This window comes from Streptomyces sp. NPDC027672 (genome assembly GCF_055566335.1).
The window spans coordinates 509,933-536,573 of record NZ_JBVHSO010000002.1 but is presented as its reverse complement, the minus strand read 5'-3'; the positions used below and the strand labels follow the sequence as shown (position 1 = coordinate 536,573).

22 protein-coding genes and 2 pseudogenes are annotated in these 26,641 nt (G+C 70.9%); 17 read left to right on the top strand and 7 right to left on the bottom strand.

Annotation, left to right across the window (positions count from 1 at the left end):
• Positions 1-150 precede the first annotated feature (150 nt).
• The gene (locus ACZ4SV_RS06765; RefSeq protein WP_468001991.1) at positions 151-1,218 is read left to right on the top strand and encodes a LacI family DNA-binding transcriptional regulator; all 1,068 of its coding nucleotides are present in this window, start codon (positions 151-153) and stop codon (positions 1,216-1,218) included.
• A gap of 16 nt (positions 1,219-1,234) precedes the next feature.
• Here ACZ4SV_RS06765 and ACZ4SV_RS06760 read toward each other — a convergent pair whose 3' ends face one another.
• A complete protein-coding gene (locus ACZ4SV_RS06760) occupies positions 1,235-2,242 on the bottom strand; it encodes a zinc-dependent alcohol dehydrogenase (RefSeq protein WP_468001989.1) in 1,008 nt (335 codons plus the stop codon).
• Between the two features lie 371 nt (positions 2,243-2,613).
• On the opposite strand from ACZ4SV_RS06760, the gene ACZ4SV_RS06755 reads away from it, so the two are divergent.
• The 5 genes and pseudogenes from ACZ4SV_RS06755 to ACZ4SV_RS06735 all read left to right on the top strand — a co-directional run bounded on the left by ACZ4SV_RS06755 (position 2,614) and on the right by ACZ4SV_RS06735 (position 10,967).
• Positions 2,614-5,430 (top strand): beta-L-arabinofuranosidase domain-containing protein, encoded by a 2,817-nt coding sequence (locus tag ACZ4SV_RS06755; RefSeq protein ID WP_468001987.1) that lies wholly within the window; start codon positions 2,614-2,616, stop codon positions 5,428-5,430.
• 370 nt (positions 5,431-5,800) lie between these two features.
• Complete coding sequence (araB, locus tag ACZ4SV_RS06750; RefSeq protein ID WP_468001985.1) at positions 5,801-7,501, top strand: ribulokinase; 1,701 nt, start codon at positions 5,801-5,803, stop codon at positions 7,499-7,501.
• 74 nt (positions 7,502-7,575) lie between these two features.
• On the top strand, positions 7,576-9,087 hold the full coding sequence (araA, locus tag ACZ4SV_RS06745) for an L-arabinose isomerase (protein WP_468001983.1): 1,512 nt from the start codon (positions 7,576-7,578) through the stop codon (positions 9,085-9,087).
• Positions 9,088-9,241: 154 nt separating this feature from the next.
• The gene (locus ACZ4SV_RS06740; RefSeq protein ID WP_468001981.1) at positions 9,242-10,522 is read left to right on the top strand and encodes an FAD-binding protein; all 1,281 of its coding nucleotides are present in this window, start codon (positions 9,242-9,244) and stop codon (positions 10,520-10,522) included.
• A 57-nt stretch (positions 10,523-10,579) separates the two neighbouring features.
• Positions 10,580-10,967 (top strand): annotated as a pseudogene (locus tag ACZ4SV_RS06735) ((2Fe-2S) ferredoxin domain-containing protein).
• Positions 10,968-11,263: 296 nt separating this feature from the next.
• On the opposite strand, the gene rpsN reads toward ACZ4SV_RS06735, so the two are convergent.
• Both rpsN and rpmB read right to left on the bottom strand, forming a co-directional pair.
• Positions 11,264-11,569 (bottom strand): 30S ribosomal protein S14, encoded by a 306-nt coding sequence (gene rpsN / locus ACZ4SV_RS06730; RefSeq protein WP_468001979.1) that lies wholly within the window; start codon positions 11,567-11,569, stop codon positions 11,264-11,266.
• On the bottom strand, positions 11,569-11,805 hold the full coding sequence (gene rpmB / locus ACZ4SV_RS06725; protein WP_468001977.1) for a 50S ribosomal protein L28: 237 nt from the start codon (positions 11,803-11,805) through the stop codon (positions 11,569-11,571). The genes rpsN and rpmB overlap by 1 nt, the downstream gene beginning before the upstream one ends.
• 82 nt (positions 11,806-11,887) lie before the next feature.
• Between rpmB and rpmG the strand changes: the two genes are divergently transcribed.
• The 5 genes and pseudogenes from rpmG to ACZ4SV_RS06700 form a co-directional block, all read left to right on the top strand.
• A complete protein-coding gene (gene rpmG, locus ACZ4SV_RS06720) occupies positions 11,888-12,052 on the top strand; it encodes a 50S ribosomal protein L33 (protein WP_017949758.1) in 165 nt (54 codons plus the stop codon).
• 5 nt (positions 12,053-12,057) lie between these two features.
• Complete coding sequence (locus ACZ4SV_RS06715) at positions 12,058-12,315, top strand: type B 50S ribosomal protein L31 (RefSeq protein WP_468001975.1); 258 nt, start codon at positions 12,058-12,060, stop codon at positions 12,313-12,315.
• Positions 12,312-13,487, top strand: coding sequence for a GTP-binding protein (locus ACZ4SV_RS06710; RefSeq protein WP_468001973.1), 1,176 nt, complete (start codon positions 12,312-12,314; stop codon positions 13,485-13,487). The genes ACZ4SV_RS06715 and ACZ4SV_RS06710 overlap by 4 nt, the downstream gene beginning before the upstream one ends.
• Before the next feature lie 19 nt (positions 13,488-13,506).
• A complete protein-coding gene (gene rpsR / locus ACZ4SV_RS06705) occupies positions 13,507-13,737 on the top strand; it encodes a 30S ribosomal protein S18 (RefSeq protein ID WP_468001971.1) in 231 nt (76 codons plus the stop codon).
• A 341-nt stretch (positions 13,738-14,078) separates the two neighbouring features.
• Positions 14,079-15,095, top strand: a pseudogene (locus tag ACZ4SV_RS06700) (permease); the annotation flags it as partial.
• 59 nt (positions 15,096-15,154) lie between these two features.
• Here the strand turns inward: ACZ4SV_RS06700 and ACZ4SV_RS06695 are convergent.
• Entirely contained in the window at positions 15,155-16,480 is a 1,326-nt protein-coding gene (locus tag ACZ4SV_RS06695; RefSeq protein WP_468001969.1) for a sensor histidine kinase, read from the bottom strand.
• 112 nt (positions 16,481-16,592) lie between these two features.
• On the opposite strand from ACZ4SV_RS06695, the gene ACZ4SV_RS06690 reads away from it, so the two are divergent.
• The 6 genes from ACZ4SV_RS06690 to ACZ4SV_RS06665 all read left to right on the top strand — a co-directional run bounded on the left by ACZ4SV_RS06690 (position 16,593) and on the right by ACZ4SV_RS06665 (position 23,139).
• Positions 16,593-17,285 (top strand): hypothetical protein, encoded by a 693-nt coding sequence (locus tag ACZ4SV_RS06690; RefSeq protein WP_468001967.1) that lies wholly within the window; start codon positions 16,593-16,595, stop codon positions 17,283-17,285.
• Positions 17,249-17,983 carry an ABC transporter ATP-binding protein gene (locus ACZ4SV_RS06685; protein WP_468001965.1) on the top strand — a complete coding sequence of 245 codons (735 nt, stop codon included), beginning with the start codon at positions 17,249-17,251 and terminating at the stop codon, positions 17,981-17,983. Before ACZ4SV_RS06690 ends, ACZ4SV_RS06685 begins: the two co-directional genes overlap by 37 nt.
• Positions 17,984-17,996: 13 nt before the next feature.
• The gene (locus tag ACZ4SV_RS06680; RefSeq protein WP_468001963.1) at positions 17,997-18,659 is read left to right on the top strand and encodes an ABC transporter ATP-binding protein; all 663 of its coding nucleotides are present in this window, start codon (positions 17,997-17,999) and stop codon (positions 18,657-18,659) included.
• A complete protein-coding gene (locus tag ACZ4SV_RS06675; RefSeq protein ID WP_468001961.1) occupies positions 18,656-21,307 on the top strand; it encodes an FtsX-like permease family protein in 2,652 nt (883 codons plus the stop codon). Before ACZ4SV_RS06680 ends, ACZ4SV_RS06675 begins: the two co-directional genes overlap by 4 nt.
• 56 nt (positions 21,308-21,363) lie before the next feature.
• On the top strand, positions 21,364-22,152 hold the full coding sequence (locus ACZ4SV_RS06670) for a response regulator transcription factor (protein ID WP_468001959.1): 789 nt from the start codon (positions 21,364-21,366) through the stop codon (positions 22,150-22,152).
• A 174-nt stretch (positions 22,153-22,326) separates the two neighbouring features.
• A complete protein-coding gene (locus ACZ4SV_RS06665) occupies positions 22,327-23,139 on the top strand; it encodes an ABC transporter permease (protein WP_397935193.1) in 813 nt (270 codons plus the stop codon).
• A 205-nt stretch (positions 23,140-23,344) separates the two neighbouring features.
• Here the strand turns inward: ACZ4SV_RS06665 and ACZ4SV_RS06660 are convergent, their stop codons facing one another.
• The 3 genes from ACZ4SV_RS06660 to ACZ4SV_RS06650 are packed head-to-tail and all read right to left on the bottom strand — an operon-like array spanning position 23,345 to position 26,570.
• Positions 23,345-24,619, bottom strand: coding sequence for a COG4705 family protein (locus ACZ4SV_RS06660; protein ID WP_468001957.1), 1,275 nt, complete (start codon positions 24,617-24,619; stop codon positions 23,345-23,347).
• A gap of 38 nt (positions 24,620-24,657) precedes the next feature.
• Positions 24,658-25,926 (bottom strand): sensor histidine kinase, encoded by a 1,269-nt coding sequence (locus ACZ4SV_RS06655; RefSeq protein WP_468001955.1) that lies wholly within the window; start codon positions 25,924-25,926, stop codon positions 24,658-24,660.
• Positions 25,917-26,570 carry a response regulator transcription factor gene (locus tag ACZ4SV_RS06650; RefSeq protein ID WP_468001953.1) on the bottom strand — a complete coding sequence of 218 codons (654 nt, stop codon included), beginning with the start codon at positions 26,568-26,570 and terminating at the stop codon, positions 25,917-25,919. Before ACZ4SV_RS06650 ends, ACZ4SV_RS06655 begins: the two co-directional genes overlap by 10 nt.
• Positions 26,571-26,641 lie beyond the last annotated feature (71 nt).

Sequence of the window (26,641 nt, the reverse complement as noted above, 5' to 3'; positions counted from 1 at the left end):
TGTAGATTCCAAAAATGTGAGCGCACACATCGCTGTGTGCCGGAAGAACGCATCGGAGTGCGTGCTGATGCGGATCCGGCGCCGAAGGGGCGGCGGCGAGGCGGTACCTTGAGGAAAGGGCAGTGCAACCAGCAAGGAGGGGGGAGAGGCTTGACCCGGCTCCCGGATGTCTCCAGAGCGCCCACCATGGCCGATGTGGCGCGCGTGGCCGGCGTGTCGCATCAGACCGTCTCGCGCGTGCTCAGTGGTCATCCCAACGTCAGCGCCAAGACCCGTTCGGCGGTGATGGAGGTCGTCGAGCAGCTGGGCTATCGCCGGAACTCGGTGGCTCGGGCCCTCGCCACGCGCAGGACGCACACGCTGGGCGTCATCGCGGTCAACACCACGCTGCATGGACCTGCCAGCACGCTGTTCGGTGTTCAGGAGGCGGCACGGGAACGCGGCTATCTGACCACCTCCGTCACTCTCCAGACACTCACGGAGGCCTCGCTCACCGAGGCCATGCACCACCTCGCCGCCTGGGGTGTGGAAGGGGTGATCGCCATCACCCCGCAGCGTGACGCCGTCCGGGCTCTGGCCGCGCTGGAGGCTCCCTTCCCCGTGGTGACCGTCGAGGGCGGCCACGCGCTCGACCTTCCCGGCGTGTCGGTCGACCAGTACGCCGGGGCCCGTATGGTCACGGAGCATCTCCTCGCGGCGGGGCACTCCACCGTCTGGCATGTGGCCGGCCCTGCCGACTGGCTGGAGAGCGAAGGCCGTACGGCCGGTTGGGAGAGCGCGCTGCGGGAGGCCGGTGCCGAGGTGCCACCCGTGCTGCGAGGCGACTGGAGCCCGTTGTCGGGATACCAGGCCGGCCAGCAGCTCGCCGGCCGGGCTCTGGCCTCGGTCGGCCGTGGCACGGAACTCACAGCGGTGTTCGTCGCGAACGACCACATGGCACTGGGCGTGTTGCGGGCCTTCCGTGAGGTGGGGCTGCGCACTCCGGCGGACGTCGCCCTCGCCGGCTTCGACGACACGCCCGAGGCGGAGTTCTTCCCTCCTCCGCTCACCACGGTGCGCCAGGACTTCAGATCGCTCGGCCGTAAGAGCATCGAACTGCTCCTGAACCACATCGAAGGCACCGCGTCCAAGGCCGAGCACCTGACGATCGCTCCGGAACTCATCGTCCGCGCCAGCACCGCCCGCCGCAGGACCGGGATCGAAGAGCCCTCGGCCTGATCCGGGTCCGGCCTGCCTACGCGCTGGGGGTCAGCAGCACCTTGCCGACGCCGCAGTCGCCCGACGCCACCAGGTCCAGAGCCTGCTCGTAGGCATCCAGGGAGAAGGTGTGGGTGATCAGAGGCATCGTGTCCAGCCCTCCTTCGGCGAAGGCGCGCACGGCCAGGGACCACGCGGCCGATGAAGCACCCAGCACAGGCTGGACCTTCAGCCGCCGCCGCACCAGCTCGACGACATCGAGGGGGCCCGCGCCCGGGCTGGTGCTCGTGCAGACGAGCCGGCCACCCTCGCGCAGAACGCCCAGCATCTGGCGTGACGTGGCGCGCGCGTCCACCGTGTGGATGGCGACATCGCACAGCCCGGGCAGCGGTTCACCGCACGGGACGTAGACCGTTGCCCCGAAGGCCCGGGCCGTGTCCGCGCGCTCGGCCCGGGAGCCCACGACGATCACCCGGCCCACGCCCGCGGTCGCCAGGAACCGGGTTATCAGCAGACCGAGCACTCCGTCTCCGAGCACCGCAACACTCTCACCCGGGTCGGCCTTCGCCGTGAGGACGGTCGCCACCGCCAGAGCCGCGGGTTCCAGGAGGGATGCCGCCGCCAGGTCGGCGTCCTGCGGCAGCACGTGCAGCGAGTGCGCGGGCACCACCAGTGTTTCCGCCATTCCCCCCGGCTGGGTGAAGCCCGTCTCTTCGTAGCCCTCGTCGCAGAGCGTGCCCCGGTCCACGTGGCAGGGTTCGCACAGCCGGCAGCCTCGGATGCTCTCGCCCACGACCTTCTGCCCGAGGAGACCGTCAGGCACTCCGTCGCCCACGCGCTCCACCGTGCCCGACCATTCGTGTCCCGGAGTGACGGGGTAACGCACGAGCCCCCGGGGCCGCACGCCCCGCAGCAGGTCCGCGTCGCTCTGGCAGATTCCGTTGCTGTGCACGCGGACCAAGGCTTGTCCGGGCCCCGGCGTCCCGTGCGCCCTGGCGATCAGTCGATGTTCCCCCGGCCGGGTGACCAGGACCGCCGCGGTCATCGCCCGCTCCCGACCCAGCCGTCTCGCCTTACCCCCGCGACCCAGCACGGGGTGCCGCCGCGCCGGAACAACCTTGTTCCGATCATCATCGTCTCCCCATTGTTCGATATTTCGAATGTTGTTCGATATGCTGGCGGTACGTTAAGACTCTTCCGCGATGCAAGTCAATGGAGGACCGACGGCGTGCTGGTCCTGGTGGTCGGCACACTCATGCCGAACGGTCGGAACTGTTTCGTCCCGGCCCGTTGACGCCCCTGCGCCCCGTACCTATCGTCTGGTCGATCGTTCGTACGACGTTCGTCATATCGAACGTACTGCCTGCCGGCCGGCACTGCCCCGTTCCGTGTCCGTGGACTCGCAGAGGAGATCACATGGCACCGCCCCTCTCCAGACGAACCCTTCTCCGGGCCGCGACCTTCGCCGCGACGGCGTCCGCGGCGTCCCTCGCGGGTGCCGGGCGGGGCCTGGCCGCACCCACCGCGGGCGCGGCGCCGGACGTCCCGGCCGCCTGGACCGTGCGCCCGTTCGCCCTGGAGGACGTCACGCTGCGCCCGGGCCTGTTCGCCGCCAAACGCGAGCTGATGCTGGAGCACGCCCGCGGCTACGACGTGAACCGGCTGGTCCAGGTGTTCCGCGCCAACGCGGGCCTGCCGACCGGGGACGCGGTCGCGCCGGGCGGCTGGGAAGGGCTGGACGGCGAGGCCAACGGCAACCTGCGCGGGCACTACACCGGCCACTTCCTCACCATGCTCGCGCAGGCCCACCGGGGCACCGGCGAGCGGGTGTTCGCCGAGAAGACCGACACCGTCGTCACGGCGCTGACGGAGGTGCGCGAGGCGCTGCGCCGCGACCCTGCCGTGCTGAGCACCAGCGGCCGGTTCGGCACCGCCGTGGAGAACGTCCGCGGCTCCTGCCAGTACGTCGACCTGCCCGGCCAGGTCCTCGGCGGCGCACCGGCGATCACGCTGTCCGCGTGGGTGCGGCCCGCGCACGCGGGGAACTGGGCCCGTGTTCTCGACTTCGGCGACGACACCACCCGCTACCTGTACCTGGCCGCCCGCAACGGCGACGGCGTACCCCGCTTCGCCGTCACCACCTCGGGCCCCGGCGGCGAACAGGGCCTCGACGGCACGGCCCCGCTGCCCCTCCACACGTGGAGCCACCTGGCCGTGACCCTCGCGGACGGCACGGGCACGCTGCACGTGAACGGCACCGCCGTGGCCCGCTCGGCCATGACGCTGACGCCCGCCGCGCTCGGCACCCTCGCCCACCACTGGCTGGGCCGCTCCCACTTCCCCGCCGACCCGGTGTTCGCGGGCGCCTTCGACGAGTTCAACGTCTGGTCGCGCGCCCTGACCGCCGCCGACCTCGCCGAGTTGCAGAAGACCCGCGCCGCCGACACCCCCGCGGGCCCCGGCGACCTCGCTTCGTACACCTTCGACGAGACCTCGGGCGGCACCTTCACCGACGCCTCCGGCCGCGGCCCGGCCGCCACCCTGCGCCGGACCTGGGGCGGGCCGAGCCACCCCGGCTTCCTCGCGGCGTACCCCGAGACGCAGTTCATCGATCTGGAGTCGATGACCGGCAGCGACTACACGAAGGTGTGGGCGCCGTACTACACCACGCACAAGATCCTGCGCGGGCTGCTCGACGCCCACCTCGCCACCGGGGACGCGCGGGCACTGGACCTCGCGTCCGGCCTGGCCGACTGGATGCACTCCCGGCTGTCGACGCTGCCCGCGGCCACCCGTCAGCGCATGTGGGGCATCTTCTCCAGCGGCGAGTTCGGCGGCATCGTCGAGGCGCTCTGCGACCTGCACGCGCTCACCGGGAAGAGCGAACACCTCGCCCTGGCCCGCCTGTTCGACCTCGACCGGCTCATCGACGCCTGCGCCGAGAACCGCGACATCCTCGACGGCCTGCACGCCAACCAGCACATCCCGATCTTCACCGGATACGTGCGGCTGTACGACGAGACGGGCGAGGAACGCTACCTGACGGCCGCGAAGAACTTCTGGGACATGGTCGTACCGGGCCGGATGTACGGCATCGGCGGCACCAGCACCGGGGAGTTCTGGAAGGCCTCCGGAGCCATCGCGAGCACGATCGGGGCGACGACCGCCGAGACGTGTTGCGCGTACAACATGCTGAAGCTGAGCCGGACGCTGTTCTTCCACGAGCAGGACCCCAAGTACATGGAGTACTACGAGCGGGCCCTGTACAACCAGGTGCTCGGCTCCAAGCAGGATCGGCCCGACGCGGAGAAGCCCCTCGTCACCTACTTCATCGGCCTGACGCCCGGTCATGTCCGGGACTACACGCCCAAGCAGGGCACGACCTGCTGTGAGGGCACCGGCATGGAGAGCGCCACCAAGTACCAGGACTCGGTGTACTTCGCGAAGGCCGACGGCAGCGCCCTGTACGTCAACCTCTACAGCCCCGCCACGCTGACGTGGGCCGGCAAGGGGATCACCGTCACGCAGACCACCGACTATCCGGTGGAGCGGGGCAGCACACTCACCGTCGGGGGCGGCCGCGCCTCCTTCGAGCTGCGGCTGCGCGTGCCGGCGTGGGCCGACGACGGCTTCCGCGTCACGGTCAACGGCCGTGCGGTGCCGGGCCGTCCCGTGCCCGGCGGCTACTTCGCCGTGTCCCGGACCTGGCACGCCGGAGACACCGTGCGGGTGTCCATCCCGTTCCGGCTGCGCGTGGAGGAGGCACTCGACGACCCGACCCTGCAGTCCCTCTTCCTCGGGCCGGTCAACCTCGTCGCCCGCGATCCCTCCACCGCGCACCTGAAGGTCGGCCTGTACCGCAACGCGGGTCTGTCCGGCGATCTGCTGCCGAGCCTCACTCCCGTGCCGGGCAAGCCCCTGCACTTCACCCTGGACGGCGTCGAGTGGGCGCCGTTCTTCGAGGGCACCGAGGACCCGACGCACGCGTACGTCCGGCGGTCCGAGCCGCGCGTCGTGTTCGGCGGCACCGACTCCGGGGTCGCCAACCCGGCGAAGGCCGACGGCACCACGCTCCTGGACGAGATCTGGGCCGGGGCCCCCTTCGGCGGGAAGGGGGCCCTGGTGGCGCGCGTGCGGTCCACCGTGACGGCGTGGGTGTCCGCCGGACTCCTCGGGGACGCCGACGGCGCGAAGGTGGTGAGCACGGCGCAGCGGGCCACGTACGCGCCCTGAGCCGGCCGGCTAGCCCGGTGACCTCTCGACGAGGGGAGCGCCCCTGAATTGTGGGCGCTCACATTTACATACGTTATGTGTCCGTCGCCTTCCGGTCGCGCCCTCGCTCGCTCGCGCCGATCGCCGCGTCACCCTGGCCTGCGTCTCCCCTTGCCGGCCGTAGGCAGCTCAGCCGTAGGCAGCTCGGCCGTCGGCCGGTCGGCCAATCTTCCCTCCGCTGCTCTATCAGTGGACTTGCCCGCACAGGGCACTTGCGTCGCAGGATTGTTAGCGCTCACAATGCGAAGGTAACGACCGTGCCCGTCGCACCGCGGACCCTGCCCGGCTGCTGAGCCGTCCGCGGCCGTACGGCTTCTCGAAAGGCAATCCGGTGACCTCCCCCTCGCCTCCCGCACACCTCGCCACCCCCTCCTCGGACGACCGCGAGCGGTACACCGTGGGCGTCGACTTCGGCACCCTGTCGGGCCGCGCCGTGGTGGTGCGGGTGCGCGACGGTCGGGAACTGGCCTCCGCGGTCCACGAGTACGCGCACGCCGTGATCGACGAACGCCTTCCCGGCACCGGTGCGCAGTTGCCGCCGGACTGGGCGCTCCAGCATCCCGACGACTGGCGCGAGGTGCTGCGCAAGGCCGTGCCGGAGGCGGTCGCGGCGTCCGGCATCGACCCCGGTGACGTCATCGGCATCGCCACCGATTTCACCGCCTGCACGGTGCTGCCCACGCTCGCCGACGGAACCCCGCTGGCCGAGACGGACCTTGCCGGCCGCCCGCACGCCTGGCCCAAGCTGTGGAAGCACCACTCCGCCCAGGGGCAGGCCGACCGCATCAACGAACTGGCGCACGCCCGGGGCGAGAAGTGGATCGGCAGGTACGGCGGCAAGATCTCCGCCGAGTGGGAGTTCGCCAAGGCGCTGCAGGTCCTGGAGGAGGACCCGGCGATCTACGACGCGTGCGCCCGCTGGATCGAGGCGGCCGACTGGATCGTCTGGCAGCTCACCGGCGAGGAGTCCCGCAACGCCTGCACCGCCGGGTACAAGGGCATCCACCAAGACGGCGGTTACCCGAGCGAGGACTATCTGGCCGCGCTGAACCCGCGGTTCGCCGACTTCGCCCGCACCCGGCTCGACTTCCCCCTGTCGCCGCTGGGGTCCCGCGTGGGCTCGCTGAGCGACCAGGCGGCCGGGTGGACCGGGCTGCGTCCCGGCATCGCGGTGGCGGCGGGCAACGTCGACGCCCATGTCACGGCGGCCGCGGCCCAGGCCGTGGAGAACGGGCGGCTGCTGGCCATCATGGGCACCTCCACCTGCCACGTCGTCAACGCCGACGTCCTCGCCGAAGTCCCCGGGATCTGCGGCGTCGTGGACGGCGGCATCGTGGAGGGGGCGTACGGATACGAGGCCGGGCAGAGCGCGGTCGGCGACATCTTCGCCTGGGTGCTGCGCCAGGGCGTACCGCGGGACTACTACGACGAGGCCGCCGAGCGGGGCGAGGATCTGCACACCCTGCTCACCCGCAAGGCCGCCGGCCAGCCGGTCGGCGGGCACGGCCTGATCGCCCTGGACTGGCTGAACGGCAATCGTTCCGTCCTCGTCGACCACCACCTCTCGGGCGTCATCGTCGGCCTGACCCTCGCCACCCGCCCCGAGGACGTCTACCGCGCCATGCTGGAAGCCACAGCCTTCGGCACCCGTGTCATCGTCGAAGCCCTGGAGGGCGGCGGCGTACCGGTGAGCGAGTTCATCGTCGCCGGCGGACTGGCCAAGAACGAACTGCTCATGCAGATCTACGCCGACGTCCTGCGCCGCCCGGTGTCCCTCGCCGCCTCGAAGCAGGGCCCTGCTCTCGGCTCGGCCATCCACGCCGCCGTCGCCGCCGGCGCGTACCCCGACGTGCGGACCGCGACGGCCGCGATGGGCCGCCTCGAGCGCGCCGTCTACGTGCCCGACCCGTCGCGCGCCGACGCCTACGACGCGCTGTTCGCCGAATACCGGCTGCTGCACGACCACTTCGGGTCCCACGACCTGCTGCAGCGGCTGCGCGGCATCCGCAACGCGTCGCTCACCGCCGGCTGACCCTCCTCCCCGCCGGCCGCGTGCGCCGCGGCCGGCACCGGATCCACCCCCCTCTCTCTTCTTCAGGAGCCCACGTGCCCAGCCATCGTTCCCCTGTCCGTGAACTCTGGTTCCTCACCGGCAGCCAAGGGCTGTACGGAGAAGAGACACTGAAGCAGGTCGCGGAGCAGTCCCAGCGGATAGCCGCCACGCTGGCCGGTACGGACAACCTTCCGGTCAGTGTCGTGTGGAAGCCGGTGCTGACCGACGCGGCCGCGATCCGGCGCATCTGTCTGGACGCCAACGGCGACGACCGCTGTGTGGGCCTCATCGCCTGGATGCACACCTTCTCGCCGGCGAAGATGTGGATCGCGGGCCTGGACGCGCTGCGCAAGCCACTGCTGCACCTGCACACCCAGTCGAACGTGGCCCTGCCCTGGGACACCATCGACATGGACTTCATGAACCTCAACCAGGCGGCGCACGGCGACCGGGAGTTCGGCCACATCCAGGGCCGCGTGGGTGTGCCGCGCAAGACGGTGGCCGGCCACATCAGCGATCCGACGACGGTCGCGCGGATCGTGACCTGGGCGCGTGCCGCGTCCGCCCGGGCCGAACTGGCCACGCTCAAGGTCGCCCGGTTCGGCGACAACATGCGTGATGTCGCCGTCACCGAGGGCGACAAGGTCGAGGCGCAGCTCCGCCTCGGTGTCTCCGTCAACACGTACGGCGTCAACGACCTGGTCGAGGTCGTCGACTCGGTGGCCGAGAGCGACATCGCGGCGCTGGTCAAGGAGTACGAGGACCTCTACCGGCTGGCGCCGGAACTGCGGGCGGGCGGCGAACGCCACGACTCCCTGCGCTATGCGGCGCGGATCGAGGCCGGTCTGCGGTCCTTCCTCACGGAGGGCGGCTTCAAGGCGTTCACCACCAACTTCGAGGACCTCGGCGGCCTGCGCCAGTTGCCGGGGCTCGCCGTGCAGCGTCTGATGGCCCAGGGCCACGGCTTCGGCGGGGAGGGCGACTGGAAGACCTCGGTACTGCTGCGCGCCCTCAAGGTCGCCGCCGAAGGTCTGCCGGGCGGCACCTCCTTCATGGAGGACTACACCTACGACCTGACGCCCGGCCAGGAGCTGATCCTCGGCGCGCACATGCTGGAGGTGTGTCCGTCGATCGCAGGTGACACACCTGCCTGTGAGATCCACCCGCTGGGCATCGGCGGTCGCGAGGATCCCGTCCGGCTGGTGTTCGACGCGGCCCCGGGCCGTGCCGTCGTCATCGGCCTGAGCGACCTCGGTGACCGCTTCCGTCTCGTGGCCAACGAGGTCGACGTGGTGCCGCCGCCGCACCCGCTGCCCGCGCTGCCGGTGGCCCGTGCGGTCTGGCGCCCCCTGCCCGACCTCCGTACGTCCACGGAGTCGTGGCTGACCGCCGGCGGCCCGCACCACACCGTCCTGAGCACGGCGCTCACCTCCGAGCACCTGGACGACCTCGCCGAGATGCTCAAGGTGGAACTCGCCCTCATCGACGAGACGACCACGTTCCGGCAGTTCCGCAGTGAGCTGCGCTGGAACCAGGCGTACCACCGCCTGGCACTCGGCATGTGACATCCAGCGAACGGACCGCGGGCGGAGAGGCGGCCGCTACGCCCTCCCCACCCGTCCGTGTCCGCCGTTCCGCACTCTCAGCAGGGCCCGCGCACCGGGAGGCACACCGGTCCGCGGGCCCTGCCTTCCGTGATCGCACGCCATGAGGACGTACATGAACAGCATCATCACGAACTGGGCCGGGAACATCACCTTCGGAGCGCGACGCCTCACCGCTCCCGCCTCGGTCGAGGAACTGCAGGAGTTCGTCGCCGGGTCCACGGCGGTGCGGGCCCTCGGCACCCGCCACTCGTTCAACGCGATCGCCGACACGGCGGGGGATCTCGTCTCCACGGCCCGCCTCCCGCGCGTTGTCGACATCGATCCGCAGGCCCGCACCGTCACGGTGAGCGCGGGAACGCGCTTCGGCGAGATCACCGGCACCCTCCACGAGTCCGGGTTCGCCCTGCACAACCTGGGGTCCCTGCCGCACATCTCGATAGCCGGCGCCTGTGCGACCGGCACGCACGGATCCGGAGACGGCAACAGGACCCTCGCTTCCGCGGTGCGGGCGGTCGAGTACGTCTCGGCCACCGGCGAACTCGTGACGAGCCGCCGCGGTGACGCGCACTTCGCCGGCTCGGTGGTCGCTCTCGGAGCCCTCGGTGTGGTCACGAAACTGACGCTGGACCTGGTGCCCGCCTTCGACGTCCAGCAGTGGGTCTACGAGGACCTGCCCCTGGCCACGCTCCGGGACCGTTTCGACGAGGTGATGTCCGCCGCCTACAGCGTCAGTCTCTTCACCGGCTGGCAGGACAGCTCAATCGACCAGGTGTGGCTCAAACGACGCGTGGACGAGCCGGAAGGCCCGGTGGTCCGACCCGGACGGTGGCTCGGCGCCTCGCTGGCCGACGGGCCGCGGCATCCCGTTCCCGGCATGCCGGCCGACGCCTGTACCCCGCAGGCAGGACTGCCGGGCCCGTCCGCGCTGCGGCTCCCGCACTTCCGGCTGGAACACACCCCCAGCAGCGGTGACGAGCTGCAGTCGGAGTTCTTCGTCGCCCGCGAGGACGCCGTTGCCGCGTTCGACGCCCTCCACCGCGTGCGCGAGGCCTTCGCCCCCCACCTGAGGATCGGAGAGATCCGGAGCGTGGCCTCGGACGACCTGTGGCTCAGTCCCGCTCAGGGGCGGGACTCGGTGGCCTTCCACTTCACCTGGCTGCCCGACCCCGAGCCGGTGACGAAGGCCCTGCACGTGATCGAGGAGGTATTGGCGCCCCTCGCCGCCCGTCCGCACTGGGGCAAGGTGTTCGTGACGCAGCCCGAGGTACTGCGCGGCCTCTACCCGCACTACGACCGTTTCGCCCGGCTCATGAGGGCGAGAGACCCCGAGGGCGTGTTCCGCAACGACTTCGTCGCTCACCACTTTCCCCTCTCGACGCTCGTCCCGGAATGACCGTCCGTGCGTCGAGTGCATCACTGCCCCGCACTCCGAAGAGGAGTGTGACGAGCGATGCCCCGACAGCGCCCTGAAGCAGCGGACACAGAGCACACCCCTGCCGGACCGGCGCCGTGCCGCGTCGTCGTCTGCCGGGACTGCTGCTGCGGAACCCCGAAAATCACCGGCGTGGATCACGACCGGCAGCTCGCGCGCCTGTCTGAAGAGGTCCCCGTACGTGTCTCTGACTGCCTCGACGTGTGTGAACACACCGACGTCATTGTCGTCCAGCCCTCCGCCGCCGCACGGGCTGCCGGCGCTCGTCCGGTCTGGCTCGGCCTCGTCAACGACCCCGACGCCACCGAGGACATCGCCGCCTGGGTACAGGCCGGCGCCCCGGCATCGCCCCTGCCCCGACATTCTGGATCTGTACGCCTTCACCCCGCCCCGGAGGACGCGATGAGCGTGAGGACAGTCCGTTGGCGGTCGATCACTGGCGCTGGTGCCGCTGTTGCTCTGCAAGCGTCTCCGCTCGGCGCCGTGGCCCAGCAAGAGCACCGGAATGGGATAGGCGCGGGGCAGGAAACTCGACACTGGAGGACTCCTCCCTCCAGACCAGCTTCGTCGTCGACGACACCGCCCCGACGGCCGGCTGACTGTCTGACGGCAACGAGCTGAGCACCCGGTCCTGCACGCGGAAGCCGTCCGCGTGCAGGACACACGTTCACCCGTGCCGTTGCGGGTACGTCAGTGGGCAGGTCACCAACTGCTCTTGGTCACACCGGGCAGCTCGCCCGCGTGGGCCATTTCGCGTACGCGGATGCGGGACAGCCCGAAGGCGCGCAGGTGCCCGCGGGGGCGCCCGTCCACGGAGTCACGGTTGCGCAGGCGGGTGGCACTGGCGTCACGGGGCTGTCGGCGCAGCTCCCGCTGGGCGGCATCACGGTCCTTGCCCGAGCTTCCCGGGGACGAGATGACCGCTTTCAGCAGCGCGCGCCGTGCGGCGTACCGGGCCACGATCAGGCGCCGCTGCTCATTCTTCGCGATCTTGCTCTTCTTCGCCATCAGACCTTTCCTCCCTGTGCCCGGATGCGCGCCACCGCTGCCTCGATGCCGATCGTGTCGACCGTCTTGACGCCCTTGACGGAGAGAGTGAGCCGGATCTGCCGGCTTTCGCTCGGCAGCCAGTAGCGCTTGCGCTGGATGTTCGGGTCGAAACGGCGCTTGCTGCGCCGGTGCGAATGGGAGACGTGGTGGCCGAAGCCCGGCTGTCGGCCGGTGAGTTGGCAATGGGCGGACATGGCTGTTCCTCCTCGGTGGTGGCAACAGCAGCACACTAGCCCTAGATGAAAATGAAAACCAATCTCTTGTATGGTGCTCTCCATGGCACGTAACGAACTGCGCCCGATCATCAAGCTGAGGTCCACAGCCGGCACCGGCTACACCTACGTGACCCGCAAGAACCGCCGTAACGACCCCGACCGGCTGACGCTGCGCAAGTACGACCCGGTCGCCGGCCGCCACGTCGACTTCCGTGAGGAGCGCTGAGAGCAGTGAAGCCTGGAATCCACCCCGCGTACGGCCCGGTCGTCTTCCGCGATCGGGCCGCCGACTACGCCTTCATCACCCGGTCGACGGCCACGAGCGACAAGACGGTCGAGTGGGAGGACGGAAACATCTACCCGGTCATCGACGTCGAGATCTCCTCGGCGAGCCACCCCTTCTACACCGGCACCCAGCGGGTCCTGGACACCGCGGGCCGGGTCGAGCGCTTCGAGCGGCGCTACGGCCGAGGAGGGAGCGAGCAGTGAGCGGGGACAACACACGGCTGGCCGTCGCGGTCGTCGCCGGGTTGCACGCCGATGCCCGCCGGACCGCCGTCGACGAGATCCTGCGTACGGTTCCCGGATCAGTCGCGCTGCACCACGACCTGACGGCCGCCGTCGACAGCGCGGTGCACCGGACCGTACGCGACGCCGACGGCCTGGTGGACAGCGGTGACGCACCCCTGGTCAACGACTGCGCATGCTGCGCGCTGCGCGAGGACCTCGTCCCCGAACTGCTGCGGCTCGCCCAGGAGGGAAGGCACCGGCTGGCCGTCGTGGAACTGTGGGACTCCGTCGAACCCCAGGCCATGGCCGGAGTCATCGCTGCCGCCGGTGCCCCGCTGGCGCTGACCGGGGTCGCCACCGTGGTCGACACAGCGCTCGTCTTGCCGTACCTGTCGAACGGTGACGACCTGGCCGACGTCGGCCTGGCTGCGGCCCCGACCGACCAGCGCACGGTTTCCGACACGTTCGCTCGCCAGCTCGAGTACCCCACGGTGATCGGCCTCGTTGAAGGCGGTTCGTACGGGGAGGGCGTCGAGGTCGCCGATGACACCGACCACGCGCTGCTCACCCAGCTGACGCCGGGCGCACACAAGGTACACGTGGGAAGCGGCGTGCTGGGGAGCAGTCTGCTGGCGGGCTTCGATGTGGCAGCTGCCGCCGCCCGTGTGCATCCGGCGTGCGTGCTGCTCCCGCAGGAGTGCGACGAGCACGGCGTGGGCACCTTCGTCTGGCGGCGCGATCGGCCCTTCCACCCGCAGCGCCTGTACTCGGCGTTGGAGGATCTGACCTGCGCGGCGGTCCGCAGCCGTGGGCGGTTCTGGCTGGCGGACCGGCCCGACGCACTGCTGTCCTGGGACGCCGCCGGCGGCGCCCTGAGTGTGGAGTCGGCCGGCCCCTGGCTGGCCGCCCTGCCCGATGCCGCATGGGAGATGGTGCCCGCCGAGCGCCGTATCGCCGCCGCCGTGGGCTGGCACCCCGAGCACGGTGACCGCTGCCAGTACCTGAGCTTCACCTCGCCCGGCCTGGACCGCGACGGTCTGTCGGCTCTGCTCGCCTCGTGCCTGCTCACCGACGACGAGTACGCGGCGGGCAGGGAGCGCTGGCAGCAACTTCCGCACGCCTTCGATGACGTGCTCGACCCCGTGACCTGAGAGAGGACCGGCCTCACCAATGCCCCGACGTACATACACCGGACGGCAGACCACCCAGCGGCAGCGCGCCAACCCGCTGGACGCCGCCGGCATCACCTGCATCGACTACAAGGACACCGATCTGCTGCGGCAGTTCATCTCCGACCGGGGAAGGATCCGCAGCCGTAGGGTGACCCACGTGACACGTCAGCAGCAGCGGCAGATAGCGCGGGCCGTCAAGAACGCGCGCGAGATGGCGCTGCTTCCCTAGGCCGATCTGCGAGCCGTCGGCGGCGAGGCGGGTGTGGAGCGACTGGGCGCCGACGAAGTCCTCGGCCCGGATGACCGCGTTCATGATCGCGGCGCGTTGCTGGGTGAGGCGGCCGATGAAGCGGGTGTGGGTCTCGCCGCCGCGTGCCTGGGGGCGGAACGGGCCGTCGAGATGGCCCGGCTCACGACCGGCACACCGATGGACCGCCAGGCGTCCGTGAAGGCCGGGCGTGCTGCACGGGCCGGCCCGGTGGCGCTTGGTCCGGTTGCGCCTGGCGTGTTTGGATGTCGGGTTCGTCGGCGCCGCTGTGTTGGCCGGAGCGTCCGGGAGGTGGAGGTGGCATGTTTCGAACAGGCGAAGCAGTCGCGGAAGCGGAGGCGGAGGTCGTCGAGCCGGACGGCGTGGCGAGGGAGGACGCTGCTCCCGGCTGGCTGCGGTTCTGGCCGTTGCTGTGCCTCGGGGCGGCGACGGTTCCGGGTGCCGTGCTCTACCTCGGGGGCCGGTGGATGCAGACGCCGCCGATGCAGGCATGGCGAACCGTCTGCCTCGCCGTGACCGTGCAGGCACTGCCCTTCCTCCTGCTGGGCACGGCCCTGTCCGGTGCCGTCAACGCCTTCGTACCGGCACGGATGTTCAGCCGTGTGCTGCCGCGTCGGCCGGTGCTCGCCGTGCCGGTGGCCGGCATTGCCGGAGCCGTCCTGCCGGGCTGCGAGTGTGCGTCGGTTCCGGTGGCGAGCAGTCTGATCGGGCGGGGTGTCACGCCGGCCGCCGCGTTCGCGTTCCTGCTGTCGGCGCCCGCGATCAATCCGGTGGTGCTGACTGCCACCGCGGTGGCCTTCCCTGGTCAGCCGGCCATGGTCGCCGCCCGGCTGCTGGCTTCGCTCGGCACGGCGTCGGTGATGGGCTGGCTGTGGCTGTGGCAGGGGCGGCCCGAATGGCTGCGCCCGGCCGTGCGGCACAGTGGTCACCGGGCGGGTGGGAGCCGGTGGCGGGAGTTCCGGGCCGGCTTCCAGCACGACTTCCTGCACGCCGGCGGTTACCTGGTGGTGGGTGCGATGGCGGCGGCCACCTTCAATGTGGCGGTGCCCCGTTCCGTGCTGGATGCGTTCTCCGGTTCGCCCTGGCTGTCGGTGCCGTTCCTGGCCGGGCTGGCGATCTTGCTGGCGGTATGCTCGGAGGCGGACGCGTTCGTGGCGGCCTCCTTGAGCGGATTCTCGCCGGTTGCACGGCTGGCGTTCATGGTGGTCGGTCCGATGGTCGATCTGAAGCTCATCGCCTTGCAGGCGGGCACCTTCGGCCGGGCCTTCGCGGTCCGGTTCTCGACCGCGACCGTGGTTGTCGCCGTCCTGGCGGTTGTGCGGGACACGAGTGGCACGAGGGCAGGGAACGCCGACCCTAGCCGGTACGGGTCCCGTGCTCACCCGGTCGCCGGCAGGGAGCCGTCGCCGTCACCTGGTCGGACCGGAAGCAGCAGGGTGAACGTGGCCGGGGCGCGGCTGGTCAGCGAGAGCCGGCCACCGAGCGAGATGGCCAGGTCACGCGCGAGGGCCAGGCCGATGCCTGTTCCCGGCCGGGAGCCCGTGTGCCCCCGATCGAACAGCCGCGCCGGGTCGCCCGGCACGGTTCCCTCGTCGCTCACGTCGAAGGCGAGCGCGTCGTCGAGATCCCGCACTGCCACACGGACGGTTCCTTGTCCATGCACGCGCGCGTTGTCCAGCAGGATCCCGAGCACCTCCGCCACCGGGCCGCCGGGGACCAGGACGTCCGACGGTACGTCCTGGGTGCCGTACTCCAGTCGTCGCCCGTCGTCGGCGAAGAGGCCGTGCCACCGCTCCTCCGTCTCGCGCAGCAGCCGCGCCACCGGAACACCAAGGGCAACGGCGTGGGCGCGGTCCTGTGACCGGGACAGGCGCAGCACCTCTTCCACCGTTTGGTGCAGGCGGTGGGTGGTGGCCAGCGCCTCCGCAAGCACGGGCCGCAGCCGGGCGTCGTCGTCCTGGGCGAGGCCCGCCTCCAGTGCCAATTGCAGGCCGGTGAGCGGAGTGCGCAGCTGGTGAGAGGCGTTCGCCGTGAAGTCCCTTTCACGGCGCAGGAGTTCGGACAGGCTGTGCAGCATCTCGTTGTGGGTGCGGGCGACCTGGTCGATCTCGGCGATGCTGCTGGGGGCCGCCCGGACGTTCAGGTCGCCCGCGGTGACGGCCCGGCAGCAGCGGGAGAGGTCCTCCAGCGGTGCGGCCAGCGCTCTGGCCTGACGGCGGGCGACGAGTACGGCCACGGCAAGGGCGAACAGGGTGACGCCCAGCAAGGCGGCCCAGACGGCGAGAACACGGTCACGTATGGCGTCGGCGGGGGAGGAGGCCCGTACGCTGCCGATCACCTGCTCGGCGTGCGACACGGGCACGGCGACGACCAGGTCGCCTCCCGAGCGGCCGTGGGCCACCTGCCCGGCGAGGGCGCGGCGAGTCAGGACGTCACCGCTCCGGGGGCCGTCGCCCGCACGCAGCCTGAGCCGGGGGTCGTACAGCCCCAGACGACCGCCGGCGGGCGCCGACGGCAGTTCCACCGGGTCGCCGGTCGCATAGTCCGGGCTCACCTGCACCGCACCCGCCAGCGCCGCGCGCTCCAGGGTGTCGCGCTGGTCGGCATACAGGGACGACCTGATGGCCAGGGCCAGGGGAACGGCGAGGAGGACGACGGCAACCAGGGCGGCGGTGAGGGCCACTCGCACCACGCGCTGTCTCATGATCTCATCATGCGGCCCCCGCCCGCGGCCGACGGGCAGGCGGCACGGCTTTTGCCGTCGTCTAACTCTTGCTGAGCGGAGCGTTAACCGGTCACTCCCTAGCGTGGCTGGCATGACCGTCCGGTCCGACGACTTCCTGGAGGGGACTGCCATGACAGTTCACGTACGGACAAGCGCGGCCTTCGGGCTGGCGGTGGCGGTGGTGGCGGTGACCGCGGGTTGCTCCGACTCCGGCTCACACTCCGGTTCCGGCCCTGCACCGGCGGTGACCTCGTCCTCCACCACGGGCGGGACCAGCACACCGAACCAGGCGGAGCCCACCGAGTCCAATCCGCCCGGCGACATCCCCGACAACCAGGTCTACGTCCCCTACCGGCCGGCCGGTAGGGGCTTCACCGGCTTCACGGTGAAAGTGCCCGAGGGCTGGGCCCGCACCGTACAGGGGGACACGACGGCGTTCACGGACAAGCTCAACACCGTGAGGATCACGGCGGTCTCCGCCGCGAGCGCCCCCACGATCGCCTCGGTCACCAACACGGTCGTACCGCAACTGCGCTCCCAAGTACCCAAGTTCGCGGCGCCGAAGGTGTCCGAGGTGACCCGGCACGCCGGTCGTGTCGTTCTGCTCACCTATCAGGGCGACTCGGCGAAGGATCCGGTCACAGGCAAGGTGGTGCGGGACGCGTTCGAGCGTTACGCCTTCCACCGGTCCGGGCACGAGGTGGATCTGACCCTGTCCGGCCCGGTCAACGCCGACAACGTCGATCCATGGCGGATCGTCAGCGACTCGCTCGTATGGCGGTGACCGCCATGGCGTCCGAGGCGGCCCTCGTCGCCCGTGAGCTGTACCGCTTCTATCGGGCCGGCGAGGAGGAGACCCTCGCGCTCCGGGGCGTGTCACTGCACGTGGAGCGGGGGGAGACGCTCGCGGTGGTCGGGCCGTCCGGGTCGGGTAAATCGACCCTGCTGGCCTGCCTGGCCGGACTCGACGTACCGTCCGGCGGAGAGGTACGGGTGGCCGGCGTACGGATCAGTCACCGGCCGGAGACCGAGCGAGCCCGGCTGCGGGCCCGGCACATCGGGGTGCTGCTCCAGACCCGCAATCTGCTGCCCCACGTGAGCGTCCAGGACAACATCCTCCTGGCCCAACGGGCCGACGCGGGCAGGCCCGCCGTCTCCGCACGGCAACTGCTGGGCCAGGTGGGTATCGCCGAGCGTGCTCATGCCCTGCCCCGGCAACTGTCCGGCGGCGAACTGGCACGAGCCGGGCTGGCCGTCGCGCTCGCCAACTCACCCGACGTCCTGCTGGCCGACGAACCGACCGGCGAACTGGACGGTGAGACGGAGCAGGTCGCTCTCGCACTGCTGCGCGACCGGGCCTCCCAGGGGTGCGCGGTACTGATCGTCACGCACAGCGCGGCGGCCGTGCGCGTCGCCGACCGCGTCGTCGAACTGGCAGACGGACGAGCCGGCAGTCCCGCGGTACCGCAGGCGGCAAAGTGACGGGAGACCTGAGATGACAACGGCTGAGACACTCGTCGCCTGCCGGAAGGCGGCGCTCACCTTCGGCCGCGGCCCGCAGGCGGTCGTGGCCGTGCACGGAGCAGACCTGGAGATCGGGGCCGGCGAACGGCTCGCAGTCGTGGGGCCCTCCGGATCGGGAAAAAGCTCGCTCCTGCACCTGCTCGCGGGGCTGGAACAGCCCACCAGCGGTGCCGTTACCCGGGCGGAGTCACTGGGGCCGTACGACACCGGCCTGGTCTTCCAGGGCGACAGCCTGATGCCGGCCCTGAACGTGGTCGAGAACACCGCTCTGCCGCTGGTGCTGGCCGACCGGCCGGAGGGCGAGGCACGACAGGCCGCCCTCGCGGCGCTCGCCCTGGTGGACGTGGCCGACCTGGCCGACCGGCTGCCCGAGGAGATCTCCGGCGGACAGGCACAACGGGTGGCTGCGGCCCGGGTTCTGGCCCAGGCCCCGCGCCTCATCCTCGCCGACGAGCCCACCGGCCGCCTCGACCATGCCACGGGAGCCCACGTCCTGGACGCCTTGCTCACGGCCGCCGACCACACCGGCGCGGCCCTTGTCGTCACCACCCACGATCCGGCCGTCGCCGCCCGCCTCGCCGTGCGGCGCATCATGCGCGAAGGTCGGCTTCTCGCACCCGAGGGAGTGTCATGATCGGCACGTGGGCGGGCGGCCTGGCCCGCCACCGCACCGGACGGCTGCTGGCCGCCCTGACCGGCATCGCGCTCGCGGTCGGGCTCGTCGCCGCGCTCGGCTCCTTCCTGACCGCGTCGAAGGCGACCATGACCCAGCGCGCCCTGCGCTCGGTCGCCGTCGACTGGCAGGTCCAGGTCCAGCCCGGGGCCGCCCCGAACACGGTCCTGGACCTGGTCCGCAAAACCCCCGGCACCCGGGCCGCCCTACCCGTCGGATACGCCCGTACCACCGGCTTCACCGCCCGCGTGCAGGGCAGCACCCAGACCACCGGCCCCGGCATGGCGCTGGGTCTGCCCGACGGCTACCGCAGTCTGTTCCCGGACGCGATCCGCACCCTCTCCGGCTCGCCCACCGGCGTCCTGCTGGCCCAGCAGACCGCCTCCAACCTGCACGCCGCACCCGGCGACACCATCGGCGTCCAGCTGCCGGGCGTCGGGGCGCGCCAGGTGAGGGTGGACGGCGTCGTCGACCTGCCACAGGCCGATGCGCTTTTCCAGACCGTCGGCGCTCCCAGCCAGTCCCAGCCGACCGCGCCCCCCGACAACGTCGTTCTGCTCCCCGCCGCCCGGTTCGCCGCCCTCACCCAGGGCGCCACCGGTACGACGACCCAGATCCACACCGCCCGCGACGACACCCGGCTGCCCTCCGACCCGGCCGCCGCCTTCAACGCCGTCACCCGCGCCGCCCACAACTTGGAGGCCCGCTCGACGGGTGCCGCGCTCGTCGGCGACAACGTCGGCGCCGCCCTCGACTCCGCCCGCCAGGACGCCCTGTACGCCCAGATTCTCTTCCTCTTCCTCGGTGTCCCCGGCGCCGTCCTCGCCGCCGCGCTGACCGCCGCAGTGGCCTCGGCCGGCGGCGAACGACGCAGGCAGGAGCAGGGGCTGCTGCGGCTGCGCGGACTGCGGCCGCGCCAGATCACCGTGCTCGCGGGCGTCGAGGCGGCACTGATCGGCCTGGTCGGCGGCCTGACCGGACTCGGCATCGCCGCGCTGACCGGCCGCCTCGCCTTCGGCAGCGCGTCCTTCGGGGCCGGCGCGAGCACCTGGGCCGCTTGGTACGGCGTTGCCTTCGTCCTGGGGGCGGCCGTGGCGGCGGCAGCCGTCCTCGTGCCGGCCCTGCGTGACCTGCGCACCGTGACCGTCTCCGACACCCGCAAGGAGAGCGGAGCCCGCGGCAGTCGCAGCCCCTGGTGGATGCGCTACGGCCTGGACTTCGCCCTCCTGGCCGGCTCCTGGCTGGTCTTCCGCGCCTCCTCCGGCAGCCAGTACGCCCTCGTCCTCGCCCCGGAAGGCGTGCCCAGCATCTCCGTGTCGTACTGGGCCTTCCTCGGCCCCGCCCTCCTGTGGATCGGCGCAGCCCTGCTCCTGTGGCGGCTCACCCTCCTCGCGTTCACCCACGGCCGACCTGCCCTGGCCAGGCTGGCCCGGCCACTGACCGCGACGCTCGCCGGCACCACCGCGGCCACTCTGTCCCGGCGCCGCCGCCCGCTGGCCCGGTCGGTGGTGCTGCTCGCCCTCGCCGTGTCCTTCGCGATCTCCACCGCCGTCTTCAATGCCACCTACCAGCAGCAGGCCGAGGTCGACGCCCGCCTGACCAACGGCGCCGACGTCACCGTCACCGAACCACCCGGCGCCCGCGTCGCACCCGCGGCCGGACCGGCGCTGAAGGTCTCCGGCGTCCGGCACGTCGAGCCGCTCCAGCACCGCTTCGCATACGTCGGCTCCGACCTGCAAGACCTCTACGGCGTCCGCCCCGGCAGCATCGCGCAGGCCACGTCCCTCCAGGACACCTACTTCGCCGGTGGCACCGCCGGGCAGCTCATGCGCAAGCTGGCCCAGAGCCCGGACAATCTGCTGGTCAGCGCCGAGACCGTGCACGACTTCCAGCTCTCCCCGGGCGACACCGTCAATCTGCGCGTCCAGGACGCCCGCACCAAGGCTCTGCGCACCGTCGCCTTCCGCTACGCCGGCGTGGTCAAGGAATTCCCCACCGCCCCCAAGGACAGCTTCTTCGTCGCCAACGCCTCCTACATCGCCAGGGCGACCGGCAGCGACGCGGTCGGCGCGTTCCTCCTCGATACCGGCGGCACCCACCAGAAGCAGATCGCCGCGCAACTGCGGGGACGACTGGGAACGAGCGCCACCGTCACCGACCTGACCCAGACCCGCGGCACCGTCGGCACCAGCCTCACCTCCGTCGACCTGGCCGGCCTCACGCGTATCGAACTCGTCTTCGCCGTGCTGCTGGCCGCCGGAGCCGGCGGGCTCGTCCTTGGCCTCGGACTCGCCGAACGCCGACGTACCTTCGCCATCGCCACGGTCCTCGGCGCCAGGACACGCCAACTGCGCGGCATGGTCCTCACCGAGGCCCTCCTCCTGACCGCCGGTGGCCTGGCCGGAGGCGCCCTCATCGGCTGGGCCCTGTCCGAGATGCTCGTCAAGGTCCTGACGGGTGTCTTCGACCCACCGCCCGCCGGCCTCGCGGTCCCCGCCGCCTACCTGGCGCTCACCGCTGCCGCCGCCGTCGCCGCCGTACTGGCCGCGACAGCCAACGGCATCCGCGGCGCCCGCCGACCCGCGGTGGAGGAGCTGCGTGACCTGTGAACAGCCGGTGTCCGCAGACCGTGCCGGACGGCCCGCTTCCTCCTACGCTGTCGACCATGGGGACCCCCGCCACACCGGACCGCAGCCGCCTGCGCGTCCTCGTCGTCGAGGACGACACCACCATCGGCCACCACCTGGAGACCGGTCTGCGCGGCAACGGCTACACGCCCACCTGGAGCCGTACCGGCACCGCCGCCCTGGCCGAGGCCGCCCGCACCCCGTTCGACGCGGTGCTCCTGGACCTCGGGCTGCCCGACACCGACGGCCTCGACATCGCCCGCACTCTGCGTACCCGCTTCCCGGACCTGCTGATCGTCATCCTCACCGCACGCACCGACGACATCGATATCGTCGCCGGACTCGACGCCGGTGCCGACGACTACCTCGTCAAACCCTTCAGCCTCACCGTGCTCCTCGCCCGGCTCCGCGCCCATCTGCGCCGCCACGCCGGTTCCTCGCCCGTGCCCGGCCCGATCCGGCTGGGCGACCTCGTGATCGACCTGGCCGCACGCAGATGCACACTCCAGGGCACCGAGGTTCTCCTGCGGCCCAAGGAGTTCGACCTGCTCGCCCTTCTGGGCCGGCACCCGGGCGAGGCGGTCTCGCGCGAGACTCTGATGGCCGATGTGTGGGACGAGAACTGGTTCGGCTCCACCAAGACCCTCGACGTGACCATGGCCGGACTGCGACGCCGCCTGGCCCAGGCCGCCGACGCGCTCACCCGCCCGTGCCGACTGCCCCGGATCACCACCCTGCGGGGTCACGGCTACCGGCTGGAAGGGGCCGTGGGAGCATGCCGACCGATCGACGGCGGCCAAGGCGGCGATTCGCGTTCAGCGTGGTGAAGGCAGCGTCGTCCTCCCGTTCGTCGCGGCCGCGGGGTGGCGGGCATGAACAGCGGAGCGTGAACGGCGACGGAAGGACGTCAACGTAGACTGCGCTGCCGGCCGCCGGGGCCAGCCGGGACGCGGACCCGCGCACACCCCCGGCCCGCGCAGCAGTCCTTCAAGGTGGTGAACGTGACGTCGAGTGCGGCATCTCTCGTACCGGTCAACCCAGCACTCGGTGTCCTGCTCGCCGCGCTCCTGCTGGTCGCGGCGGCGGTCGCGGGCTGGGCGCGTCTGGACCCGCACCCGTACAAGAGCCGGGCCCGGGAGATCCTCCTCGCCGGCTTCCGTGCCGCTCTCCAGCTCGCCCTGGTCGCGGTGGTCATCACCTGGGCTGTCAAGTCGGTGCCGGGGCTCCTGGCGTTCCTCGTGGTCATGTTCACGGTGGCCGTGCGCACGGCCGGCAGGAGAATCACCGCCAACCACACCTGGTGGCTGACGGCCGTTCCGATCGCCGCAGGTGTGACGCCGGTCGTCGTGGCGCTCCTCGCCACCGGGCTCGTCCCCCTGAAGGGCGTCGCCCTGATCCCGGTCACCGGCATTCTCATCGGTGGCGCACTGACCGTGACGGTCCTCGCCGGACGCCGTGCCCTGGACGAGCTGTCCCAGCGCCGCGGCGAGGTGGAGGCGGCGATGGCGCTGGGGCTCGCGGACCGTGACGCGCGAATGGAGATCGCACGTTCCGCCGCCTCAGAGGCCCTCCTGCCCGGTCTCGACCAGACCCGTACGGTCGGGCTGGTCACGCTCCCCGGCGCCTTCGTCGGCATGCTCCTGGGAGGGGCCAGCCCTGTGCTGGCCGGAGCGGTGCAGTTGTTCGTCCTCATCGCGCTCATGGCCGTGCAGGCCGTCGCGGTGGCGGTGACCCTCGAACTCGTCGCCCGTCACCGCCTGTATCGCCCCGGGCCGGACACCCACACCGGTTCTCCGCGCAAGGCCCCCGAGTAAGGACCGTGCCCTGTCAGGGGAGCGCGCCCGACCTCGTGCACAGCGGGTACACACCATGGGTCCCGCTGTTCCCCTTCCGCGCTCGGCTTGCGCCGGGAGCCGGGTGCGGCAGGGCCGCACCCGTGCTCACGCGCTGAAGTCGGGAAGCAACGATGCCGCGGCAGCGCGCCACCGGCGACTGCGGTCCTGGCGCCGATCAGGTCTGTCAGCGCATATCTGTGAGGAGGGTGTTGAGCTCGGCTTCCTGTCGCGCCGGCGACATCGGCGGGTTCGGGTGGTCGATGCCGAAGGTCTTCAGTACCTGGTCCATCTGGGCGTCGAGGAACGTCCAGCCGGTGTTGTCCAGCGGCTGCAGCGAGGCTTGGTCGGCATCCCAGAGGTCTCGCAGCGACTGGGCAGCGGTGTGGGCCCCGGCCGCGTTCCCTGACCGTGCGTCCTTGAGCGAGGTGGATGCGAGTGCCTTCAGTGCGTCGACCTTCGCGGGCGGGAACTTCTTCACGGCCTGGCCGGGGGCGAGGTGAACGGTGGAGGTGGCGTCGGTCTCCGGCGCCGGGCCGACGTGCGGCTGGCTGTGAGCCCAGACCAGCAGGCCTCCAGTGACGACGGCGAGGAGGCCGAAACCCGCCAGCGCGATGCGCTCCCTGTGCGGGTTGGCGGTGACCTGCGGGGTGTGCGTCGCGTCGTAGCTCTCGGTCACGTCGGAGCGCGTCACCGTCAGGTAGATGACAGTCGCCAGGATCAGGCCGAGGAAGATCAGGCTGGTGGTGAAGGTGCCCAGTGCGAGGCCGGTCGGCTCGCCCGGCTGAGCGACCTTGGGAGAGGCGAGCCAGTCGCCGATGTTGGCACCGAGCGGACGGGTCAGGATGTAGGCGAGCCAGAAGGACAGCACCGGATTCGCGCCGAACTTCCACAGCAGCGTGATCGCCGCGATGAGGCCGAGCGGCAACAGCACCGAGACTCCCGGGCTCCAGCCGGTGAGCTCGAGGGTCCAGTCACCGGTTGCGGTGCCGAGCGCGAAGGTGACGAGAACAGCGAGCCAGTAGAACGACTCACGCGGCAGCGTCGTGACCGAGTGGATCGAGAGGGTGCGCTCACGCAGCCACCACACGCCGAAGACCGCGGCGAGCAGGACCGCGAACACGGCGGAGCTGATCCACAGCGGCACGCCGAGTTGGTCGGTCAGGATGTCGGTATACAGCGTGCCCGTGACGCTGACAACGACCACGGTCAGCCAGTACGGGAAGGGGACGTACCGCTTGAGTCGCAGCTGGACGCCCAGAACCACCACGAACACCGCGGTGAAGATCCAGGCCGTGTTCACGAGGCCGACGCCCAGCTTCATGTTGATCCAGTCGGCGAAACTCTCACCGACGGTTGTGCACAGGATCTTGATCACCCAGAACCAGACGGTGACCTCGGGAACCTTGTTCAGCATCAGCCGCCCGCTGCGGCGCGCCTGGGCTTCGCTCGTCGTTGTCATGCAGGGAGGTTCGCTCGGCCAACCTGCACACAACCTGACTACGCGATCGCTTCTGGCGTGGGGAAGGTCACCTCGACGCGGCCGTGACCATCCGCGATCGCGCGGACCGCCACTCCCGCGGACGCGGCGAGACGCCTCACCACGGCCAGCCCCAACCCGTGCCCGTTGCCCCTGGTCACGCCGGCTTCGAAGACCCGGTCAACCTCCGCCGGATCGAACCCCGGGCCGTCGTCGAGGACATCGGTCACGACGCCCTGGGGCTGGATGCGCGCCGTGATCCAAACCCGCGAGCTCGCATGCCGCAGGCCGTTCTCCAGCAGCGGTGACAACACAGCCACGACGAGTTCGCTTGCCACGGCGACATCGACGTTGGCCGGGATGGCGAGTTCGATGGAGCGACCGGCGATCGCCTCTCGCGCCGCCGCCCTGAGATCGCAGCGGGTACCGGCGTCGATCCGCGTGCGGGCGGCACTCAGAATCGTCGTGATCGCCGTGTTCAGACGATCGACCTCGGTCAGAACATACTCTGGTGACACACGGTGAGCGGAGAGTTGCGCCAACTGTGCCTCGCCCCGCAGCGCCGTCAAGGGAGTCCGCAACTCGTGGGCGATCTCATCGGTGAGCCGGCGCTCGTCCGCGAGCGCGTTGTCTACGCGGTCAAGCAGGCGGTCGAGAGTTCGCCCGAGCTCCCCGAACTCATCGCGAGGAACGCCGAGGCCGAATCGGCGCCCGGGTTCGTGCTCGCCCCAGTCGTCGGCAAGAGCGGCCATTTCGCGAACCACCCGCAACGCACGACCCACCACGAGGTACGCGACGACGCCTGCGAGCAGGATCGTGATACCACCCAAGATGAGCGACATCGCCAGGCTGCGCTGCTCTGACGTGTCGTACGGCGTCAGATCCACCCTCACGACTGCCACGACGCGGTGGCCTTCGAGCCGGATCGGCTGGGCATACAGCAGGTATCTGCCGATCGTGGTGGTCTGGGACTGCCCGGAGCCGGCAAGCGCCTCGACGCGGCCACGAAGGCCGTCCGGGACGATCCCGTCAATGAGGTGCCCATCTGCATACACCCACGAGACCGTGTCCAGCGCTTCGTTGCCGCTCTCGATCAGCACGACGTGGCCACCGCGTACGGCTGCGTTCGCCGCCACCGCCTCTGCACGTGTATGCGCCAGAGCGTTCGCGTCGGCGTCGGTCACCCCGCTCAGCAAGACGTGCGAGACCACCACCAGCACGGCGGCCACCGCCGTGGCGATCAGAACCGCAAGCGCGACGACTCTCCCACGGAAACCCGTCACTCCCATCGATAGCCCACCCCACGGACCGTCGCCAGGCGATCGGCCACGCCCAGCGCGCCGAGTTTGGTCCGTAGCCGGCGTACGAAGGAGTCGAGGGTGTTGTCGCTGACCTGCGCGCCATGCGGCCAGCCGGCAGCGACGAGGGCGTGGCGGCGTACAGCGTCGCCCTGCGAGGCGATGAGCCTGCCCAACAACCGAAACTCGGTCGGCGTCAGGCTCTCGCTTGCCGAACCGTGGATCACGACATGTTTCGCCGGGTCGAGAACGACGCCCCCCGGCGGGGTCGTCGCGGTTGTTCTGCGCAGCAGGGCGCGGACCCTCACCAGCAGCTCCGGGACGTCGAACGGTTTCGTCATGTAGTCGTCGGCTCCCGCCTCGAAGCCGCCCACCTTGTGATGCATGCCGTCCAGAGCGGTGAGCATCAGCACCGGAGCATCAACGCCACGTGCCCGCAGCGCCAAGCAGACATCGCGGCCGTCAGCGTCCGGGAGCCCTAGATCGAGGACGACCAGCTGAGGGACCGGATCAAGGTTCCGCAGCAGGCTGTCCGCCGTAGAAGCGACCGCCACCCTGTGGCCGTCGTGCTCGAGTGCGCGCTTGAGTACGTCGCGGACCGCCGCGTCATCCTCGCACACCACGATAAAAGCCACGCGCTGACCCTAGATACTTCAGCGAGAGTTCTCCATTGTCCCTGGTCAGCGCCCTGCCAGTCGCGACGTGC

Bases quoted from the DNA above. Each gene is read 5' to 3' on its own strand.
- ACZ4SV_RS06760 (WP_468001989.1), bottom strand. From the start codon at position 2,242: ATGACCGCGGCGGTCCTGGTCACCCGGCCGGGGGAACATCGACTGATC.
- ACZ4SV_RS06755 (WP_468001987.1), top strand. From the start codon at position 2,614: ATGGCACCGCCCCTCTCCAGACGAACCCTTCTCCGGGCCGCGACCTTC.
- ACZ4SV_RS06740 (WP_468001981.1), top strand. From the start codon at position 9,242: ATGAACAGCATCATCACGAACTGGGCCGGGAACATCACCTTCGGAGCG.
- rpsN (WP_468001979.1), bottom strand. From the start codon at position 11,569: ATGGCGAAGAAGAGCAAGATCGCGAAGAATGAGCAGCGGCGCCTGATC.
- rpmB (WP_468001977.1), bottom strand. From the start codon at position 11,805: ATGTCCGCCCATTGCCAACTCACCGGCCGACAGCCGGGCTTCGGCCAC.
- rpmG (WP_017949758.1), top strand. From the start codon at position 11,888: ATGGCACGTAACGAACTGCGCCCGATCATCAAGCTGAGGTCCACAGCC.
- rpsR (WP_468001971.1), top strand. From the start codon at position 13,507: ATGCCCCGACGTACATACACCGGACGGCAGACCACCCAGCGGCAGCGC.
- ACZ4SV_RS06695 (WP_468001969.1), bottom strand. From the start codon at position 16,480: ATGAGACAGCGCGTGGTGCGAGTGGCCCTCACCGCCGCCCTGGTTGCC.
- ACZ4SV_RS06690 (WP_468001967.1), top strand. From the start codon at position 16,593: ATGACCGTCCGGTCCGACGACTTCCTGGAGGGGACTGCCATGACAGTT.
- ACZ4SV_RS06685 (WP_468001965.1), top strand. From the start codon at position 17,249: ATGGCGGATCGTCAGCGACTCGCTCGTATGGCGGTGACCGCCATGGCG.
- ACZ4SV_RS06680 (WP_468001963.1), top strand. From the start codon at position 17,997: ATGACAACGGCTGAGACACTCGTCGCCTGCCGGAAGGCGGCGCTCACC.
- ACZ4SV_RS06675 (WP_468001961.1), top strand. From the start codon at position 18,656: ATGATCGGCACGTGGGCGGGCGGCCTGGCCCGCCACCGCACCGGACGG.
- ACZ4SV_RS06670 (WP_468001959.1), top strand. From the start codon at position 21,364: ATGGGGACCCCCGCCACACCGGACCGCAGCCGCCTGCGCGTCCTCGTC.
- ACZ4SV_RS06660 (WP_468001957.1), bottom strand. From the start codon at position 24,619: ATGACAACGACGAGCGAAGCCCAGGCGCGCCGCAGCGGGCGGCTGATG.
- ACZ4SV_RS06655 (WP_468001955.1), bottom strand. From the start codon at position 25,926: ATGGGAGTGACGGGTTTCCGTGGGAGAGTCGTCGCGCTTGCGGTTCTG.